The following is a 19,233-nucleotide window of genomic DNA, read 5'->3' as shown; positions in this document are numbered from 1 at the left end:
CCTGGGGCTTGCCAAGACTAGATCATTCCCATGACAACATCGTTCCCGCACTTTGCTGATCGTTCCAACGCTCTGCGTGGGAATGCATCCAGTGACGCTCTGCGTCACAGCGGACGCGGAGCGTCCGGGGTGGCATTCCCACGCGGGAGCGTGGGAACGATCAAACGTTCAGGCCATGGGTTTTGAGGAAGGCGATGAAGGTTTCTTCGTCCATCACTTTTACGCCCAGCTCATTGGCCTTGGTCAATTTGGAACCGGCACCGGGGCCTGCCACGACGCAATGAGTCTTCGCAGACACCGAACCCGCGACTTTGGCGCCCAGGCTTTCCAGATGCTCCTTGGCGACATCACGGCTCATCAACTCAACTTTGCCAGTCAGCACCCAAGTCTCGCCGGACAGCGGCAAACCTTCGACGACTTTCTTCTCGCTCTGCCAGTGCATGCCGAAATCACGCAGTTGCTTTTCGGATTTCTCAGCCAGTTGCCGGTTCTCAGGCAGTGCAAAAAACTCGCGAACCGAATTGGCCTGCTTCTCCGGCAAGGCCTGACGCATGTCCAGCCAGTCAGCATTCAGCACCGCTTCCAGCGAACCGAACTTGTCCGCCAACTTCTGCGCGCCGCCCGGGCCGACCGAAGGAATGTGCAGCTTGTCGAGGAAGCCACCCAGCGTGGCGCTGGCGGCAAACTCGGCACCCAGCTCACCCTGATCCTGAATCTGCAGACCATGGCCCAGCAACTCAGCGATGACCTGCTGGTTATGCGCATCTTCAAAGAAGCTGTGAATCTCGTGCGCCACTTCCAGCCCCACATCCGGCAGATAGGTCAGCACTTGCGGCAGCGCCTGCTGCACACGCTCCAGCGAACCCAGCGAGCGCGCCAGCACCTTGGCCGTCTCCTCGCCGACATCGGGAATGCCCAGCGCATAGATGAAACGCGCCAGCCCCGGTTTCTTGCTGTCTTCGATGGCCGCGAGCAGCTTGTTGCTCGACACCTCGGCAAAGCCTTCCAGATCAACGATGTCGTCAAACTTCAGGGCATACAGATCCGCCGGCGAACTGACCAGACCTTCATCAACCAGTTGCTCGACACTCTTGTCGCCCAGCCCTTCGATATCCATCGCCCGACGCGAGACGAAATGAATGATCGCCTGCTTCAGTTGCGCGCCACAGGCCAGACGGCCGACACAGCGATACACCGCGCCTTCGCTGACGGTTTCCTTGCCCTTGCTGCGCTTGATCAGTTGCGTGCGCTCGACGTGCGAGCCGCACACCGGGCAGTTCTCTGGAATCTGCACCGCGCGCGCATTTTCGGGACGGCGATCCATGACCACTTGCACCACTTGCGGAATCACATCACCGGCGCGACGGATGATGACGGTGTCGCCGATCATCAGACCCAGACGCGCGACTTCGTCCATGTTGTGCAGCGTGGCGTTGGCCACGGTGACGCCGGCGACCTTGACCGGTTTCAAACGAGCGACCGGGGTGACAGCACCGGTACGACCGACTTGAAACTCGACGTCGAGCAGCTCGGTGAGTTCTTCCATCGCCGGGAATTTGTGCGCGATCGCCCAGCGCGGCTCGCGGGCGCGGAAGCCCAGTTCGCGCTGATCGGCAATGCTGTTGACCTTGAACACCACGCCATCGATTTCATAGGCCAGCGAGTTACGGCGCTCGCCGATGTCGCGGTAGTAGTCCAGGCATTCGCCGATGCCCTTGGCCAGTTTCAGCTCGTGACTGATCGGCATGCCCCACTTCTGCAACTGCTTGAGGTTGCCGATGTGCGTGTCGGAAATATCGTGGGAAACCTGACCGATGCCGTAGCAGCAGAATTCCAGCGGACGGTTGGCGGTGATCTTCGAATCGAGCTGACGCAAGCTGCCGGCGGCGGCGTTTCGCGGGTTGGCGAAGGTCTTGCCGCCGACTTCCAGTTGCGAGGCATTGAGGCGCTCGAAACCGGCCTTGGACATAAACACTTCACCGCGCACTTCCAAGGTCGCCGGCCAGCCTTCGCCATGCAGTTTCAGGGGAATGTTGCGCACGGTGCGCACGTTGACGCTGATGTCTTCGCCAGTGGTGCCGTCGCCGCGCGTGGCGCCGCGTACCAGCACGCCGTCCTGATAAAGCAGACTGACCGCCAGGCCATCAAGTTTCGGCTCGCAGCTGTACTCCACCGCCGCCCCGCCACCGAACAGATCGCCGGCCGGCAGGTCCAGACCTTCGGTCACCCGGCGATCAAATTCGCGCATATCGGTTTCTTCGAAGGCGTTGCCGAGGCTGAGCATCGGCACTTCGTGACGCACCTGGGTGAACGCGGTCAGCGCCACGCTGCCGACGCGCTGGGTCGGCGAGTCGCTGGTGATCAATTCCGGGTTGGCCGCTTCCAGCGCTTTGAGCTCGTGGAACAACCGGTCGTACTCGGCGTCCGGAATGCTCGGCTCGTCGAGGACGTGGTAACGGTAGTTGTGCTGATCGAGTTCAGCGCGCAGTTCAAGAATGCGGTTTTTGGCGGCGGTCATGGGTGTTCTCTCAAAAAGCAAAAGAGCAGCCGAAGCTGCTCTAATTCATCTATCTCTGGCAGCAGAAGCAAAAGATCGCAGCCTTCGGCAGCTCCTACAGACATCGCAATCCTGTAGGAGCTGTCGAGTGAAACGAGGCTGCGATCTTTTGATCTTGGCCTTAGCGCTTCTGGGTCAAGGCGCGACGTTCGAATTCAACGATGCGCTGACGGTAGTGCTCGATGGTCTGCGCGGTCAGGACGCTGCGCTGGTCATCTTTCAGTTCGCCGTTCAATTCCTGCGACAGCTTGCGGGCTGCAGCCACCATCACGTCGAAGGCTTGCTTCGGATGACGCGGGCCTGGCAGGCCGAGGAAGAAGCTTACCGCCGGGGTGCTGAAATGGTCGATGTCGTCCAGATCAAAGATGCCCGGCTTGACCGCGTTAGCCATGGAGAACAGCACTTCACCGTTGCCAGCCATGCTTTCGTGACGGTGGAAAATATCCATCTCGCCGAAACGCAGACCGCTTTCGAGAATGTTCTGCAACAGCGCCGGGCCTTTGAAGCCAGCGGCATCACGGCAGATCACGCTGATGACCAATACTTCTTCAGCTTGCGGCTGATCCTTGTCGGCCATCGCCTGCGCAGGCTTGCTGTCTTCAACGAAATCGTTGTCACGGCTGCTGAAGCTCGGGCCGCCGTCCAGATCCAGGTCGAGGTTCAGGTCGCCCTGAGCCGGACCGTTGCTGCCACGCTTGCCACGTTTCGAGCCGGATTCGCGAGGCTCGCGTGCTTCGCGGGCCGGCATGCTCACCGACGGCAGGTCGTGTTCGTCCAGTTGCGGCTCTTTGTGAGTGTCCAGCACGCGAGCCGGGCCCAACAGCTCAGCGCTGGTGTCCTCGTCCGGCAGGTTGGACAGACTTCGGTCAAGACGGAATTTCAGTTTTCCCTTGCCGCCGCGCATACGGCGCCAGCCATCGAAAAGAATACCGGCTATCACAATGATGCCGATGACGATCAGCCACTCGCGCAGACCGATTTCCATGTAATCCCGTGCCTCTATAAAAAATGCTGAAAAATAAGGGGTTTACATTGTGCAAACCGCTTTAAAACGTGGCGCCAACTCTATGTTCTGACAGGCGTTTTGCCCACGTATACGAAAAATTGACATTAAACTAGCACGACCAAAGACAACTTTACACCGTCTGTCTCATTTGGCTTGCGCGAATATGTCGATTGGCCAGCAAGTCGCAGTTGGTAAAAAAGTCCTACAGACCTGAATTACCTTTTCCGACACCACGCTGACTCAGGCATCCACCATCGCCATCGCCTCCTCGACATCCACGGCTACCAGTCGCGAACAACCCGGTTCATGCATCGTTACGCCCATCAACTGCTCGGCCATTTCCATGGCGATCTTGTTGTGGGTGATATAGATGAACTGCACGGTCTGCGACATCTCTTTGACCAAGCGTGCGTAGCGTCCAACGTTAGCGTCATCCAGTGGCGCGTCAACCTCATCAAGCATGCAGAACGGCGCCGGGTTCAATTTGAAGATGGCAAAAACCAGTGCCAGTGCGGTCAGGGCTTTCTCCCCGCCGGAGAGCAAATGGATGGTGCTGTTCTTCTTCCCTGGCGGCTGCGCCATGATCGTTACCCCTGTATCGAGTAGATCTTCGCCCGTCAGTTCCAAATACGCGCGCCCGCCACCGAAAACTTTCGGGAAAAGCGCCTGTAAACCACCATTGATCTGATCAAAGGTATCTTTGAAGCGGTTACGGGTTTCCTTGTCGATCTTGCGAATGACGTTTTCCAGGGTCTCCAGCGCTTCGACCAGATCGGCGTCCTGGGCATCCAGATAACGTTTACGCTCGGACTGTTGCGTGTATTCATCGATGGCCGCGAGGTTGATCGCACCCAGGCGCTGAATCCGCGCGTTGATGCGTTCGAGTTCTTCTTCGGCTTCGCGTTCACTGGCTTGCGCGGTTAATGTCGCGAGCACGCCGTTAAGATCGTAGCCGTCCTCGAGCAACTGATCCTGCAAAGCCTTGCGGCGCACGGTCAGGGCTTGCCATTCCATGCGTTGCTGTTCGAGCTGGCCGCGAATCAACTGCGATTGCTGCTCGGCCTGAGTCCGGCGCTTTTCCGCGTCGCGCAATTCGCGATCGGCATCTTCCAAAGCGATCTGCGCGGTCTTCAGTTCTTCATCGACGGTCATGCGCTTGTCGAGCAGTTCTTCGAGTTTCAGGCGCAGCTCTTCCAGCGGTGCCTCGCCCTCCTCCAGATTCAGACTCAACTGTTCGCGCTTTTCAGTCAGGCGCTCGGCCTGCATTTCCAGACGCTCCAGCGCCTGACGCGTGGAGTCATGCTGCGCGCGCAACGAGCCAAGACGCACGGCCAATTGATGCGCGTGATCCTTGTGCTGGCGCGCTTCCTGACGCACCCGGTCAAGGCGTTCGCGCAGGCTGTCGCGCTGGGCCAGCAGCAACTCGCGCTGCTCGGTGTCCAGCGCCATGGCATCCAGCGCTTCCTGCAATTGCATGCGCGCTTCGCCGATCTGTTCGTGCTCGAGTTCGCGTTGTTCGCCGAGCTCGACCAGCTCTTCATCGAGACGCGTGCGGCGCAGCGTCAGCTGTTCAGCCTTGGCTTTGCCAGCGGACAGCTGCGCTTTCAATTCACCTTGCTGGCGCGCTTCGTCTTGCAGCAAACGGCGCAAATGTTCGCGGCCGTTTTCCTGCTGACGCTGTTGCGCGCGCAGGGTTTGCAGACGGGTTTCCATAGCCTCGACCGTGGCTTCTTTCTCTTCGCGTTCGAGATGCAGCGCTTCGATTTCCTGGCCCCGGGCGAGCATGCCGCTTTCCGCTTCGCTGGCCCGACGCACGCGTAAAAAATGCCGGCCGACCCAGTAACCGTCGCGGCTGATCAAGCTCTCGCCGGCGCTCAATTGCCCGCGCAAGGCCAAGGCCTGCTCGAGGCTGTCGACCGGTTTGACCTGACCGAGCCACGGCGACAGATCGATCTGCGCGTCGACCTTATCGAGCAAGCTGCCGGCGACGCGCACGCCATCGCTGGCCGGGCTGAGCAGGCGCAGATCGCCCTGAGTGAAACCGGATAAATCGAAGCCGCTGAAGTCGTCGACCAGCACCGCTTGCAGGTCGGCGCCGAGCACGGTTTCCACCGCCAGCTCCCAACCGGCCTCAACCTTCAGGCCTTCGGCCAGACGCGGACGCTCGGCGAGGTTGTGTTCTTTCAGCCATTCGGCAGTGCCGGTGCCCGGATCGAGCGCAGCTTGCTGCAAGGCTTCAAGGGAAGCCAGACGACCGTTGAGGCGCTGCAAATCACCCTGCGCCTGTTGCTGCGCGGTCAGCGCTTGCTGCAACTCCTGACGCAGTTGTTCAAGCTTTTCGACCTGCGCTTCTTCGCTGGTCTGCAAATCTTCGAGGGTCGCTTCGGACTCGGCGAGCTGCTCGTTGAGTTCCATGATCGCCGCGTCTTCCGGGTCAGCCGAAAGCAGCGCGCGCTCTTCACCGAGACGCTTTTGCCGATCAGCGAGACGCTCCATGCTGGTTTCCAGCTGCTGGATGCGCGACTGCTGCACTTCAGCCTGACGGCGCGGTTCGGCGGCGGTCAGGTTGAAGGCGTCCCACTGCTCCTGCCAGCCGTGCATGACCGATTCGGAATCTTCCAGCGCAGCGGCGGCTTCTTCGGCGGCAGCGCTGGTGACTTCCTGCTCAGGGGTGAGCATGTCCAGCTCTTCGCCGAGGGTCAGCAGCAACGTGCGGTCGTGGCCCAGGTGCGATTCGGTTTCGAGGCGTGCGCGCTCGGCTTCTTTCAAGTCGTCCTGCAACTGCCGCAAGCGTTGCTGGCCGTGCTGGATGCTCTGCTCGACGCGGGCGATGTCGCCGCCGACCGAATAGAAGCGCCCCTGCACCAGATTGAAGCGTTCGGACAGGTCATGGTGACCGTCGCGCAGACGTTCGATGGCCGCATCGGCATTGCGCTGCTCAGCGACCAGCGCTTCGAAACTGATTTCCTGGGTGCCGATGATCGACTCGCGCTGGCCGACCTGTTCGTTGAGATCCTGCCAGCGCAGGGCCGACAGTTGTGCCTTGAGCTGACGCTCCTCGGCTTTAAATTCCTGATACTTCTTCGCCGCTTCGGCCTGGCGGTGCAGGCGCTCGAGCTGACGCTCCAGCTCATCGCGCAGGTCGGTCAGACGCGCGAGGTTTTCGTGGGTGCGGCGGATGCGGTTTTCGGTCTCGCGGCGGCGCTCTTTATATTTCGAGATGCCGGCCGCTTCTTCGATGAAGTTGCGCAAGTCTTCCGGCTTGGATTCGATCAGCTTGGAGATCATCCCCTGCTCGATGATCGAGTAACTGCGCGGGCCCAGACCGGTGCCGAGGAAGATATCGGTGATGTCGCGACGCCGGCATTTGGTGCCGTTGAGGTAATACGTGGTCTGGCTGTCGCGGGTGACTTTACGGCGAATCGAAATCTCGGCGTAGGCGGCGTACTCGCCCAGCAGCGTGCCGTCGGAGTTGTCGAAAACCAGTTCGATACTGGCCTGACTCACCGGTTTGCGGCTGGTCGAGCCGTTGAAGATGACGTCGGTCATCGACTCGCCACGGAGGTTCTTCGCCGAACTCTCGCCCATCACCCAGCGTACGGCGTCGATGATGTTCGACTTGCCGCAACCGTTCGGCCCGACGACCGCCGCCATGTTACTGGGGAAGTTCACCGTGGTCGGGTCGACGAAGGATTTGAATCCCGCCAGTTTGATGCACTTGAGCCGCACGCTTAGGCAACCGTCAGGGCGGAAACCACCAGATCGCAGCTGCGCTGGGCGTAAGCCGTCAGCACGATGCGGATCTGCGGCAAATCACGGGCGAGCACGGCGGCGAGCAGGCGTTCGAACAGTTCGAGGAACTCGCTCATTGAAGCCTTGCGCTGTTCGAGGGCGAGGAAGTACGCACGGCTCATCGCCGGTTGCAGGTTCTCGACGGTCTCTTGCAGGTACGGGTTGTTGGCGAACGGATAGGCAGCGCGCATTACGGCGAAGCTGTCGTCGACGAAGCTGCGGATATCCTGACGCTCGTAGCTGGCGGTCAGGCGCTGCTGGATCTGCACGAACGGCGCCATGTCCGATTGCACTTGCCAGCCATTGGCCACCGCGTTGCCGAGCAGGATGTACAGCTCGCTCATCAACGTGCATAGGCTCTGCACCTTGTGCGGCGTCAGCTCGGTGACGTGCGCACCACGGCGCGGCAGGATCGCAATCAGGTGACGGCGCTCAAGGATCAGCAAGGCTTCACGGACCGAACCGCGGCTGACATTCAGTGCCAGCGTGACCTTCTGTTCCTGGATGCGCTCTCCCGGCTTCATTTCGCCACGAATGATGCGTTCGGCGAGGTGGTGAGCGATTTGCTCGGCGAGGCTGTCCGGCGCCTTGAACGTCATGGTTGTCCTTCAAACTCTATCGATCTGCACAAGCGGCGCAGTGTAGCGCAAATGCACGGTCATGGCGGAGTGCCCACTCAGCGGTTTTTGGCACGATTCCCGCAAAAAAGCAGGGGATCCGATGAGGGTCAATACTGAATAGACACGTTGTTGATCGACGAAATGCCTTTTCCTGACCTTTAAGTCAGAAAACCATTGACCGAAAAGTCAGACCTGCTAAATTCGGTTCACGTCGGTTAACAACAATAATGAGTCTGCGAGGCCTTCCGTGATCCAGTTTTTACTTAACCAGGAACTCCGTAGCGAGCACGCCCTGGACCCGAATCTGACTGTGCTCAATTACCTGCGTGAACACGTCGGCAAATCCGGCACCAAAGAAGGTTGCGCCAGCGGTGACTGCGGCGCTTGCACCGTGGTGGTCGGCGAATTGCAAACGGATGACGCTGGCCGCGAACACATTCGCTATCGCAGCCTCAACTCGTGCCTGACGTTCGTGTCGTCGCTGCACGGCAAACAACTGATCAGCGTCGAAGACCTCAAGCACAAAGGCGAACTGCACAGCGTGCAGAAAGCCATGGTCGAGTGCCACGGCTCGCAGTGCGGTTTCTGCACCCCCGGCTTTGTCATGTCGCTGTTCGCCCTGCAAAAGAACAGCGATGCACCGGATCACGCCAAGGCCCACGAAGCGCTGGCCGGCAACCTCTGCCGCTGCACCGGCTACCGCCCTATTCTGGCCGCTGCCGAGCAATCCTGCTGCGGCAAGCAACCAGATCAGTTCGATGCCCGCGAAGCGGAGACCATCGCGCGCCTCAAAGCCATCGCCCCGACCGATATCGGCGAACTCAACAGCGGCGACAAGCGCTGCCTGGTGCCGCTGACTGTCGCCGACCTTGCCGATCTCTACGACGCGTACCCACAAGCGCGTCTGCTCGCTGGCGGTACCGATCTGGCGCTGGAAGTCACCCAATTCCACCGCACCCTGCCGGTGATGATCTACGTCGGCAACGTCGCGGAAATGAAGCGCATCGACACCTTCGAAGACCGCATTGAAATCGGCGCCGCCACCGCCCTCTCCGACTGCTACGAAGCGTTGAACGCCGAGTACCCGGACTTCGGCGAACTGCTGCACCGCTTCGCCTCGCTGCAAATCCGCAACCAGGGCACCCTCGGCGGCAACATCGGCAACGCCTCGCCGATCGGTGACTCGCCACCGCTGCTGATCGCCCTCGGCGCCCAGGTCGTGCTGTGCAAAGGCGAAACCCGCCGCACCCTGAACCTGGAAGATTACTTCATCGATTACAAAGTCACGGCCCGTCAGGAAAGTGAATTCATCGAGAAGATCATCGTCCCGCGCGCCAGCGCCGAGCAATTGTTCCGTGCCTACAAAGTCTCCAAGCGTCTGGACGATGACATCTCCGCCGTCTGCGCCGCGTTCAACCTGCGCGTCGAAAACGGCGTGATCACCGATGCACGCATGGCTTTCGGCGGTATGGCCGCGATCCCGAAACGCGCTGCCCACTGTGAAGCCGCGCTGATCGGTGCGCCGTTCACCAACACGGTGGTCGAACGCGCCTGCGCCGCACTGGCGGAAGATTTCACGCCGCTCTCGGACTTCCGCGCCAGCAAGGAATATCGCCTGCTCAGCGCGCAGAACCTGCTTCGCAAATACTTCATCGAACTGCAAACACCGCACATCGAGACTCGGGTGACCGCTTATGTCTAACCATCACGGCGTAGAAAAAACCCAGGCTGAACTGGCTGAATTGTTCGCCAAGGACCTGACCTCCGGTGTCGGCCGCAGCGTCAAGCACGACAGCGCCGCCAAGCACGTGTCCGGTGAAGCGCAGTACATCGATGATCGCCTGGAATTTCCCAACCAGTTGCACCTGTATGCACGCATGTCGGACCGCGCCCACGCGAAGATCATCAGCATCGACACCTCGCCGTGCTACGCCTTCGAAGGCGTGCGCATCGCCATCACCCACGAAGACGTGCCGGGCCTGAAAGACATCGGCCCGCTGATGCCGGGCGACCCGTTGCTGGCCATCGATGACGTGCAGTTCGTCGGTCAACCGGTGCTTGCCGTCGCCGCGAAGGATCTGGAAACCGCGCGCAAAGCCGCGATGGCCGCGATCATCGAATACGAAGATCTCGAACCCGTGCTCGACGTGGTCGAAGCCCTGCGCAAACGCCACTTCGTCCTCGACAGTCACACCCACCAGCGCGGCGATTCGGTTTCCGCGCTGGCGACCGCTGAACACCGCATTCAGGGCACGCTGCACATCGGTGGCCAGGAACACTTCTATCTGGAGACGCAAATCTCCTCGGTGATGCCGACTGAAGATGGCGGCATGATCGTTTACTGTTCGACGCAGAACCCGACCGAAGTACAGAAACTGGTTGCCGAAGTGCTCGACGTATCGATGAACAAAATCGTCGTCGACATGCGCCGCATGGGCGGTGGTTTCGGTGGCAAGGAAACTCAAGCCGCAAGCCCGGCGTGCCTGTGCGCGGTGGTTGCGCACCTCACCGGCCAGCCGACGAAGATGCGCCTGCCGCGCGTCGAAGACATGCTGATGACCGGCAAGCGTCACCCGTTCTACGTCGAGTACGACGTCGGCTTCGACAGCACCGGGCGCCTGCACGGGATCAACATGGACCTAGCCGGCAACTGCGGCTGCTCGCCGGACTTGTCCGCGTCGATCGTTGACCGCGCGATGTTCCACTCGGACAACTCGTACTACCTGGGCGATGCGACCATCAACGGTCACCGCTGCAAGACCAACACCGCGTCGAACACCGCTTACCGTGGTTTCGGTGGTCCGCAAGGCATGGTCGCGATCGAGGAAGTGATGGACGCGATTGCCCGTCACCTGCACCTCGACCCACTTGCGGTGCGCAAGGCCAACTACTACGGCAAGACCGAGCGCAACGTCACCCACTACTACCAGACCGTCGAGCACAACATGCTCGAAGAGATGACCGCCGAACTGGAAGAAAGCAGCCAGTACCACGAGCGCCGTGAAGCGATTCGTCGCTACAACGCCAACAGCCCGATCCTGAAAAAAGGCCTGGCGCTGACCCCGGTGAAATTCGGCATTTCCTTCACCGCCAGTTTCTTGAACCAGGCCGGTGCGCTAATCCACATCTACACCGATGGCAGCATCCACCTGAACCATGGCGGCACCGAAATGGGTCAGGGCCTGAACACCAAAGTCGCGCAGGTCGTGGCCGAAGTGTTCCAGGTCGAAATCGATCGTGTGCAGATCACTGCGACCAACACCGACAAGGTGCCAAACACCTCGCCGACGGCAGCGTCCAGCGGCGCCGACTTGAACGGTAAAGCGGCGCAGAACGCGGCGGAAATCATCAAAAAACGCCTGATCGAATTCGCTGCGCGTCACTACAAAGTCACTGAAGAAGACGTTGAATTCCACAACGGTCACGTGCGTGTTCGCGACCATATCCTGACCTTTGAAGCGCTGATCCAGCAGGCGTATTTCAATCAGGTCTCGCTGTCGAGCACTGGCTTCTACAAGACCCCGAAAATCTACTACGACCGCAGCCAGGCGCGTGGTCGTCCGTTCTACTACTTCGCCTTCGGCGCGGCGTGCTGCGAAGTCATCGTCGACACCCTGACCGGCGAGTACAAGATGCTGCGCACCGACATTCTTCACGACGTCGGCGCCTCATTGAACCCGTCCATCGACATCGGTCAGGTCGAGGGTGGTTTCATTCAAGGCATGGGCTGGCTGACCATGGAAGAGCTGGTCTGGAACAACAAAGGCAAGCTGATGACCAACGGCCCGGCCAGCTACAAGATCCCGGCCGTGGCGGACATGCCGCTGGACCTGCGGGTGAAACTGGTGGAAAACCGCAAGAACCCGGAAGACACGGTGTTCCATTCCAAAGCTGTCGGTGAGCCGCCGTTCATGCTCGGGATTGCGTCGTGGTGTGCGATCAAGGATGCAGTGGCGAGCCTCGGTGATTACAAACATCAGCCGCAGATCGATGCGCCGGCGACCCCGGAGCGGGTGTTGTGGGGGTGTGAGCAGATGCGTCAGTTGAAAGCGGTGAAAGCCGTCGAAGCTGAAACCGCGGTTGTTTGATGATCGTTCCCACGCTCTGCGTGGGAATGCAGCCCGCGACGCTCTGCGTCGCATCCTGAACAGCGGACGCGGAGCGTCCAGTGATGCATTCCCACGCAGAGCGTGGGAACGATCTGAGAGGTGTGTATGTACAACTGGATCGACGCCCTCGCCGACCTGCAGAACCAGGGCGAACCCTGCGTTCTGGTGACGATCATCGAAGAACTCGGCTCGACGCCACGCAACGCCGGCTCGAAAATGGTCATCAGTGCCAATCAGAGTTTCGACACCATCGGTGGCGGGCATCTGGAATACAAAGCCATGCAGATCGCCCGCGAGATGCTCGCCAGCGGCAAGCAGGACACCCATCTGGAGCGCTTCAGCCTCGGCGCCAGCCTGGGCCAGTGCTGCGGCGGCGCCACCGTGTTGCTGTTTGAACCGATGGGCCAGGTGCAGGCGCAAATCGCCGTGTTCGGGGCCGGTCACGTTGGCCGCGCCTTGGTGCCGCTGCTCGCCAGCCTGCCCTGCCGGGTACGCTGGATCGATTCGCGCGAGGCCGAATTCCCCGAACAGATCCCCCACGGCGTGCGTAAAATCGTCGCCGAAGAGCCTGTGGATGAAATCGATGAGCTGCCCGCCGGCAGTTATTGCATCGTCATGACCCACAACCATCAACTCGACCTGGAACTCACCGCCGCGATTCTCAAGCGCAACGACTTCGCTTACTTCGGCCTGATCGGCTCGAAAACCAAACGGGCGAAGTTCGAACATCGTTTGCGCGATCGTGGTTTCGACAGCGGCGTCGTGCAACGCATGCGCTGCCCGATGGGCATCGGCGAAGTCAAAGGCAAACTGCCTGTGGAAATCGCCATCTCCATCGCCGGCGAAATCATCGCCACCTACAACGCCAACTTCGGCCAGCAGACTGCCAGCGCCGAACCGATTGCCAAACTGCTGCCGGTGTCGCGGCGCAGTCAAGCCACCAAACTCAAAGCCTCAAACTGATTAGAGAACCCTCATGCCTCTGACTCGCAAAGCCTACCGCGCCGCCATCCTGCACAGCATCGCCGACCCCGCCGAAGTCGGGATCGAAGCCTCCTACGAATATTTCGAGGACGGCCTGCTGGTGGTCGATGGCGGCAAGATCGGCGCCCTTGGCCACGCCAGTGATTTGCTGCCGACCCTGCCGGCGGACATCGAAATCGAGCATTACCAAGACGCGTTGATCACCCCGGGCTTCATCGACACCCACATTCACTTTCCGCAAACCGGCATGGTCGGTGCCTACGGCGAGCAACTGCTCGACTGGCTGAACACCTACACCTTCCCGTGCGAAAGCCAGTTCGGCGACAAGGTCCACGCCGACGAAGTCGCTGACATTTTCGTCAAGGAGCTGCTGCGCAACGGCACCACCACCGCACTGGTGTTTGGCAGCGTGCACCCGCAATCGGTGAACTCGTTATTCGAAGCGGCCGAGAAGCTCGACCTGCGGATGATCGCCGGTAAGGTGATGATGGACCGCAACGCCCCGGACTACCTGACCGACACCGCCGAATCGAGCTATGTCGAAAGCAAGGCGCTGATCGAACGTTGGCATGGCAAGGGCCGCCTGCACTACGCGGTCACCCCGCGCTTCGCACCGACCAGCACCCCGGAACAGCTGACACTCGCCGGCCAACTGCTGACCGAGTATCCGGATCTGTACATGCAGACCCACATCAGCGAAAACCTCAAGGAAATCGAGTGGGTCAAGGAGCTGTTCCCGGAGCGCAAGGGCTACCTCGACGTTTACGATCACTACAAACTGCTCGGCGAGCGCTCGGTGTTCGCCCACGGCGTGCACCTGTGCGACGACGAATGCGCGCGACTGGCGGAAACCGGCTCGGCGATCTCGTTCTGCCCGACCTCGAACTTCTTCTTGGGTAGTGGCCTGTTCAACCTGCCGATGGCCGAGAAGCACAAGCTCAATGTCGGTCTGGGCACTGACGTTGGCGGCGGCACCAGTTTCTCGCTGCTGCAGACGCTGAACGAAGCGTACAAAGTGATGCAACTGCAAGGTGCGCGCCTGAGCCCGTTCAAGTCGCTGTACCTGGCGACCCTGGGTGGCGCGCGGGCGCTGCGTCTGGAAGACAAGATCGGCACCCTGCAACCGGGTTCCGACGCTGACTTCCTGGTGCTCGATTACAACGCCACGCCGCTGCTGAGCTACCGCTTGAAGCAGGCCAACAACATTGCCGAGACGTTGTTTGTGTTGATGACGCTGGGTGATGACCGCACGGTGCAGCAGACGTATGCGGCAGGTGCTTTGGTGCATCAGCGCTAAGCTTTTCCAAGGCATAAAAAATCCCCCGGTGGTGTGTACCCCGGGGGATTTTTTGTTGCCTGTCAGATTGCTATCGCTGGCAAGCCAGCTCCCACAGGTTTCTCGATGTATCGCAGATTTGGTGAACCCCACAATTCCCTGTGGGAGCTGGCTTGCCAGCGATTGGGGCGACTCGGTGTCATTTAGAGCTTGGCCGCAGGGCGCCCCGGCTTCTTGGTCTGCAACAAATGCGAGAACACCGCATGCAGATCATCCGACGCGCCTTCCTCGTCGAGGTTGAGCTTGCTGTCGATGTGATCCATGTGATGCATCATCAGATTCACCGCCAACTCACCGTCGCGCTTCTCGATCGCGTCGATCAACTGGGTGTGTTCGTCGTACGAGCAATGCGAGCGGTTGCCGCTTTCGTACTGGGCAATGATCAGCGACGTCTGCGAAACAAGGCTGCGCTGGAAGCTGATCAACGGGGCGTTCATCGCCGCTTCCGCCAGCTTCAGGTGGAATTCGCCCGACAGACGAATACCGGCGCCGCGATCGCCACGGGAGAAGCTGTCGCGCTCATCGTTGACCATCTGCCGCAGCTCGGCGATCTGCTCGGCGGTGGCGTGTTGCACCGCCAGCTCAGTGATCGCGCGTTCGACCAGGCGACGGGCAAGAAACACCTGACGGGCTTCTTCAACACTCGGGCTGGCAACTACGGCGCCACGGTTCGGCCGCAACAGCACCACGCCTTCATGGGCCAGACGCGAGAGCGCGCGGCGAATGATGGTGCGGCTGACCCCGAAGATTTCCCCCAGCGCTTCTTCGCTCAATTTGGTGCCGGGCGCCAGACGCTGTTCGAGGATGGCCTCGAAGATATGCGCGTAGACAATATCGTCCTGGGTTCCGCTGCGGCCGGCTTTGCCTGCTCGCGGTTGTTTCTTGAGGGGTTGCAACTGTTCGTTCATGGGCACTCGAGTCGGGAGAACTGCGGCGAATAGACCGTGACTGTAATACGGCACAGTAGGTCGCTGGCAAGTATCGCGTAAAAAACAGCGCGATTGTACACAATGGAAGGTGGCAACACGACTGTACGGCTGTTTGTGACTTCCGCTGTATTGCAACGATCCGTTACGTTTGAGTTTAGGCTTGTTCGCAGAATCCGCCGCCAGAACACCGCCTCCCCTGTAGGAGCTGCCGAAGGCTGCGATCTTTTGACTTTGATTTTAAGAAGCAAGATCAACAGATCGCAGCCTTCGGCAGCTCCTACAAGGGTTTGCGTCATGGCGGACATCTTCATTGGTATAAGGAACACCGCCGTCATGAACGACGCCACGCACACTCAACTGCGCCCACTGGCCGACACATCACCGTCGGCTATCGTCGCGGGATTCATCGCGATGATGACCGGCTACACCAGCTCGCTGGTGCTGATGTTCCAGGCCGGGCAAGCGGCCGGGCTGAGCAGCGGGCAGATTTCTTCGTGGATCTGGGCGATCTCGATCGGTATGGCGGTCTGTTCGATTGGTTTGTCGCTGCGTTATCGCACGCCCATCACCATCGCCTGGTCGACCCCCGGCGCAGCGTTGCTGATCACCAGCCTCGGCGGCGTGAGCTATGGCGAGGCCATCGGCGCCTACATCACCTGCGCCGTGCTGGTGACGATCTGCGGCCTGACCGGCAGCTTCGAACGCCTGGTGAAAAAGATCCCCGCTTCACTGGCGGCGGCATTGTTGGCAGGAATTCTGTTCAAGATCGGCAGTGAAATCTTCGTCGCCGCACAGCACCGCACCGGGCTGGTGCTGGGGATGTTCTTCACTTATCTGCTGATCAAACGCCTGTCGCCGCGTTATGCCGTGCTCGCCGCGCTGCTGATCGGCACCGCGCTGTCAGGCTTTATGGGTCTGCTCGACTTCAGCGGTTTTCATCTGGAAGTGGCGACACCAGTGTGGACCACCCCGCACTTCTCGCTGGCGGCGACCATCAGCATCGGCATTCCCCTGTTCGTGGTCGCGATGACCTCGCAGAACATGCCCGGGATCGCCGTGCTGCGCGCCGATGGTTACAACGTGCCGGCCTCACCGCTGATCACCACCACCGGTATTGCCTCGCTGCTGCTGGCGCCATTCGGCTCCCACGGCATCAACCTCGCAGCGATCAGCGCGGCGATCTGCACCGGGCCGCACGCCCATGAAGATCGCAACAAGCGCTACACGGCTGCAGTCTGGTGCGGGATTTTCTACGGGATTGCCGGAGTGTTCGGCGCCACATTGGCGGCATTGTTTGCGGCGCTGCCGAAGGAACTGGTGCTGTCGATTGCCGCGCTGGCGCTGTTTGGTTCGATCATCAATGGTTTGAGCATTGCCATGACCGAGGTCAAGGAACGGGAGGCGGCGTTGATTACCTTTATGGTCACGGCGTCGGGGTTGACGTTGTTTTCCATTGGTTCGGCGTTTTGGGGGATTGTCGCGGGGGTTTTGACGCTGGTGATTCTGAATTGGCGTAAAGCTTAAGGTCAAAAGCCCCTCACCCTAGCCCTCTCCCCGGGAGAGAGGGGACTGACCGAGGTGTTTGGAAGACATACGCCGACGTGGGATACCGAGTCGAACTCAAATTTTGAAAAGCCCATAAATCGGCCCCCTCTCCAGGGGGAGAGGGCTGGGGTGAGGGGCAGGCCCAGCGTACAACTCGAGCCGAACACCCAAACACCAGACGAAAAAAAACGGCGACCCTTAGGTCGCCGTTTCCCATGACATCAAGCTACCGGATTGATCGGCTTTTCCGGATACCAAACGTCCAGCAGCGGGCTGACTTCATACTTGGTCAGCTCGGAGCGGGTTTTCAGCCAGGCTTCAACGGCAGCGCGCTGCTCTTCGTTGACCGAGCCACGCTTCTGCAGGCAAACCAGACCGAAGTCGTCGCCGCCAACATAACCCAGACCATTGGCTTCCATGGCTTCTTTGATGAAGGCTTCGAGGAAAGCGTCAATGGCTTCTTCGGACAAGTCTTCTTTGAAGTCCAGGTTCAGCTCGAAACCCAGCTCTTGAAATTCATCAACGCACAGTTTTTTGCGCAGACGCTGGGAACGGTTAGTCGCCATTGGAACAATCCTCTTAAGTAAATACGGCGGGCACTTTACCAGTTTAAGCAATCGATTGCCCGACTCTCTGGACACAGCGACCGACCGCCTGTAAAAAAATAACGTATTGGCCTGCCCGGACAAGGCACAACCTGTTACAGGTTGGGGCATAATGCCGACACTTTCGTGACCACTGAGGACCTTTTCATCCATGTCCTCGTCTTTTTCCCCTCGGCTGTAGGGTTTTATTTCATATGATCAAATCGTTGCGTCCACTGTTTCTCGCCGGCCTTCTTCTGCCCCTGGCGCTGCCTGTTTCTGCTGCCACCATCAATACTTCCCTGACTCCCAACGTTGAAAAAGCCCTCAAGGCGAGCAAATTGCAGCCCAGCGCCCTGTCGCTGGTGATGGTGCCGCTCGACGGCCCGGGCACGCCGACCGTGTTCAACGCCGACGTGTCGGTCAACCCGGCCTCGACCATGAAACTGGTGACCACTTACGCGGCGCTGGAAATGCTCGGCCCCAACCATCAGTGGAAGACCGAGTTCTACACCGATGGAGACCTGAACGGAGGCATCCTCAACGGCAACCTTTACCTCAAGGGCGGCGGCGATCCAAAGCTGAACATGGAAAAGCTCTGGCTGCTGATGCGCGACCTGCGCGCCAACGGTGTGACGCAAATCACCGGTGATCTGATCCTCGACCGTAACTTCTTCGTGCAGCCAGTGCTGCCGGAATTCAACGATGACGGTAATGACGAGAACAAGCCGTTCCTGGTCAAACCCGACTCCTTGCTGGTCAACCTCAAGGCCCTGCGCTTTGTTGCCCGTAACGATAACGGCCGGGTGCTGATCTCGGTTGAGCCGCCGATTGCCAGCGTGCGTATCGAAAACACTGTCAAAGCGCTGCCTTCCAAACAATGCACCGGCGGCGTGCGCTACAACCCGGTGCCGCAGGCCGATGGCAGCGTGACCGTGACCGTGGCCGGTCAGTTGGGCGAAGGTTGCAGTTCGCAGACTTATCTGTCGCTGCTCGACCACGCGACCTACACCGCCGGCGCCGTGCGCGCGATCTGGAAAGAACTGGGTGGCAGCATTCAGGGTAAGGATCGTCTGGCCTCGACCCCGAGCAACGCGAAACTGCTGGCTCGTGCCTACTCCCCGGATCTGGCGGAAATCATCCGCGACATCAACAAATACAGTAACAACACCATGGCCCAGCAACTGTTCCTCAGCCTTGGGCAACGCTTCCGCAACGATGCCGACGGTGACGACGCCAAGGCAGCGCAGCGCGTAGTGCGTCAGTGGATGGCGAAGAAAGGCATCACTGCGCCACATCTGGTGATGGAGAACGGCTCCGGTTTGTCGCGTGCCGAACGTGTCAGCGCCCGCGAGATGGCGAGCATGCTGCAAGCGGCGTGGCACAGCCCGTATGCCGCGGAATACATCAGCTCGCTGCCGATCGCCGGTACCGACGGCACCATGCGTAAACGCCTGAAAACCACTGCGATGCGCGGTGAGGCTCACGTCAAGACCGGCACTCTGAACACCGTGCGCGCGATCGCCGGCTTCAGCCGTGATGTGAATGGCAACACCTGGGCAGTGGTGGCGATCCTCAACGACAAGGCGCCGTTTGGTGCATCGTCGGTGCTCGATCAGGTACTGCTGGATCTGTACAAACAGCCGAAACTGGCGCAGACCGCTTCGGTCCTGTAACGCCGTTCAAGCAACACCACAAAACCCTGTGGGAGCTGGCTTGCCAGCGATTGCGGAATGTCAGCCACTGAATATGCTGACTGAAATGACGCTAT

The 19,233-nt window shown here is 60.0% G+C and carries 12 protein-coding genes; 6 read left to right on the top strand and 6 right to left on the bottom strand.

The window, feature by feature from the left end; genetic code table 11:
- Positions 1–160 precede the first annotated feature (160 nt).
- From ligA to J0G10_RS10370, 4 genes are all read right to left on the bottom strand, one after another.
- A complete protein-coding gene (ligA, locus tag J0G10_RS10385; RefSeq protein ID WP_095124879.1) occupies positions 161–2,518 on the bottom strand; it encodes an NAD-dependent DNA ligase LigA in 2,358 nt (785 codons plus the stop codon).
- Positions 2,519–2,678: 160 nt separating this feature from the next.
- Positions 2,679–3,542: a cell division protein ZipA gene (gene zipA / locus J0G10_RS10380; protein ID WP_220558390.1), complete on the bottom strand. Its 864-nt coding sequence runs from the start codon at positions 3,540–3,542 to the stop codon at positions 2,679–2,681.
- 261 nt (positions 3,543–3,803) lie between these two features.
- Positions 3,804–7,292, bottom strand: coding sequence for a chromosome segregation protein SMC (smc, locus tag J0G10_RS10375; protein WP_116255236.1), 3,489 nt, complete (start codon positions 7,290–7,292; stop codon positions 3,804–3,806).
- 2 nt (positions 7,293–7,294) lie between these two features.
- Positions 7,295–7,954, bottom strand: a complete 660-nt coding sequence (locus J0G10_RS10370; RefSeq protein ID WP_034152853.1) for a GntR family transcriptional regulator — start codon at positions 7,952–7,954, stop codon at positions 7,295–7,297.
- 268 nt (positions 7,955–8,222) lie between these two features.
- On the opposite strand from J0G10_RS10370, the gene xdhA reads away from it, so the two are divergent.
- The 4 genes from xdhA to guaD all read left to right on the top strand — a co-directional run bounded on the left by xdhA (position 8,223) and on the right by guaD (position 14,365).
- Complete coding sequence (xdhA, locus tag J0G10_RS10365; protein WP_095047730.1) at positions 8,223–9,677, top strand: xanthine dehydrogenase small subunit; 1,455 nt, start codon at positions 8,223–8,225, stop codon at positions 9,675–9,677.
- Positions 9,670–12,063 (top strand): xanthine dehydrogenase molybdopterin binding subunit, encoded by a 2,394-nt coding sequence (gene xdhB / locus J0G10_RS10360; protein ID WP_095124885.1) that lies wholly within the window; start codon positions 9,670–9,672, stop codon positions 12,061–12,063. Before xdhA ends, xdhB begins: the two co-directional genes overlap by 8 nt.
- A 126-nt stretch (positions 12,064–12,189) precedes the next feature.
- Positions 12,190–13,047 carry a xanthine dehydrogenase accessory protein XdhC gene (gene xdhC / locus J0G10_RS10355; protein ID WP_095047732.1) on the top strand — a complete coding sequence of 286 codons (858 nt, stop codon included), beginning with the start codon at positions 12,190–12,192 and terminating at the stop codon, positions 13,045–13,047.
- Between the two features lie 13 nt (positions 13,048–13,060).
- Positions 13,061–14,365, top strand: coding sequence for a guanine deaminase (gene guaD / locus J0G10_RS10350; RefSeq protein WP_220558389.1), 1,305 nt, complete (start codon positions 13,061–13,063; stop codon positions 14,363–14,365).
- 182 nt (positions 14,366–14,547) lie between these two features.
- Here the strand turns inward: guaD and J0G10_RS10345 are convergent, their stop codons facing one another.
- A complete protein-coding gene (locus tag J0G10_RS10345; protein ID WP_007918375.1) occupies positions 14,548–15,312 on the bottom strand; it encodes a GntR family transcriptional regulator in 765 nt (254 codons plus the stop codon).
- A gap of 354 nt (positions 15,313–15,666) precedes the next feature.
- Here J0G10_RS10345 and J0G10_RS10340 point away from each other — a divergent pair, with 354 nt between their 5' ends.
- Positions 15,667–16,857, top strand: a complete 1,191-nt coding sequence (locus tag J0G10_RS10340) for a benzoate/H(+) symporter BenE family transporter (protein ID WP_095047734.1) — start codon at positions 15,667–15,669, stop codon at positions 16,855–16,857.
- A 242-nt stretch (positions 16,858–17,099) separates the two neighbouring features.
- Here J0G10_RS10340 and J0G10_RS10335 read toward each other — a convergent pair whose 3' ends face one another.
- Positions 17,100–17,444 carry a YggL family protein gene (locus tag J0G10_RS10335; protein WP_095047735.1) on the bottom strand — a complete coding sequence of 115 codons (345 nt, stop codon included), beginning with the start codon at positions 17,442–17,444 and terminating at the stop codon, positions 17,100–17,102.
- Between the two features lie 233 nt (positions 17,445–17,677).
- Here J0G10_RS10335 and dacB point away from each other — a divergent pair, with 233 nt between their 5' ends.
- Entirely contained in the window at positions 17,678–19,138 is a 1,461-nt protein-coding gene (dacB, locus tag J0G10_RS10330; RefSeq protein ID WP_116255233.1) for a D-alanyl-D-alanine carboxypeptidase/D-alanyl-D-alanine endopeptidase, read from the top strand.
- Positions 19,139–19,233 lie beyond the last annotated feature (95 nt).

Origin of the sequence: Pseudomonas germanica, from assembly GCF_019614655.1 — a bacterium.
GTDB classification, from domain to species: Bacteria; Pseudomonadota; Gammaproteobacteria; order Pseudomonadales; family Pseudomonadaceae; genus Aquipseudomonas; species Aquipseudomonas neuropathica.
Note: the sequence above shows the minus strand (reverse complement) of the source record. Positions and strands in the feature narration are given on the sequence as shown.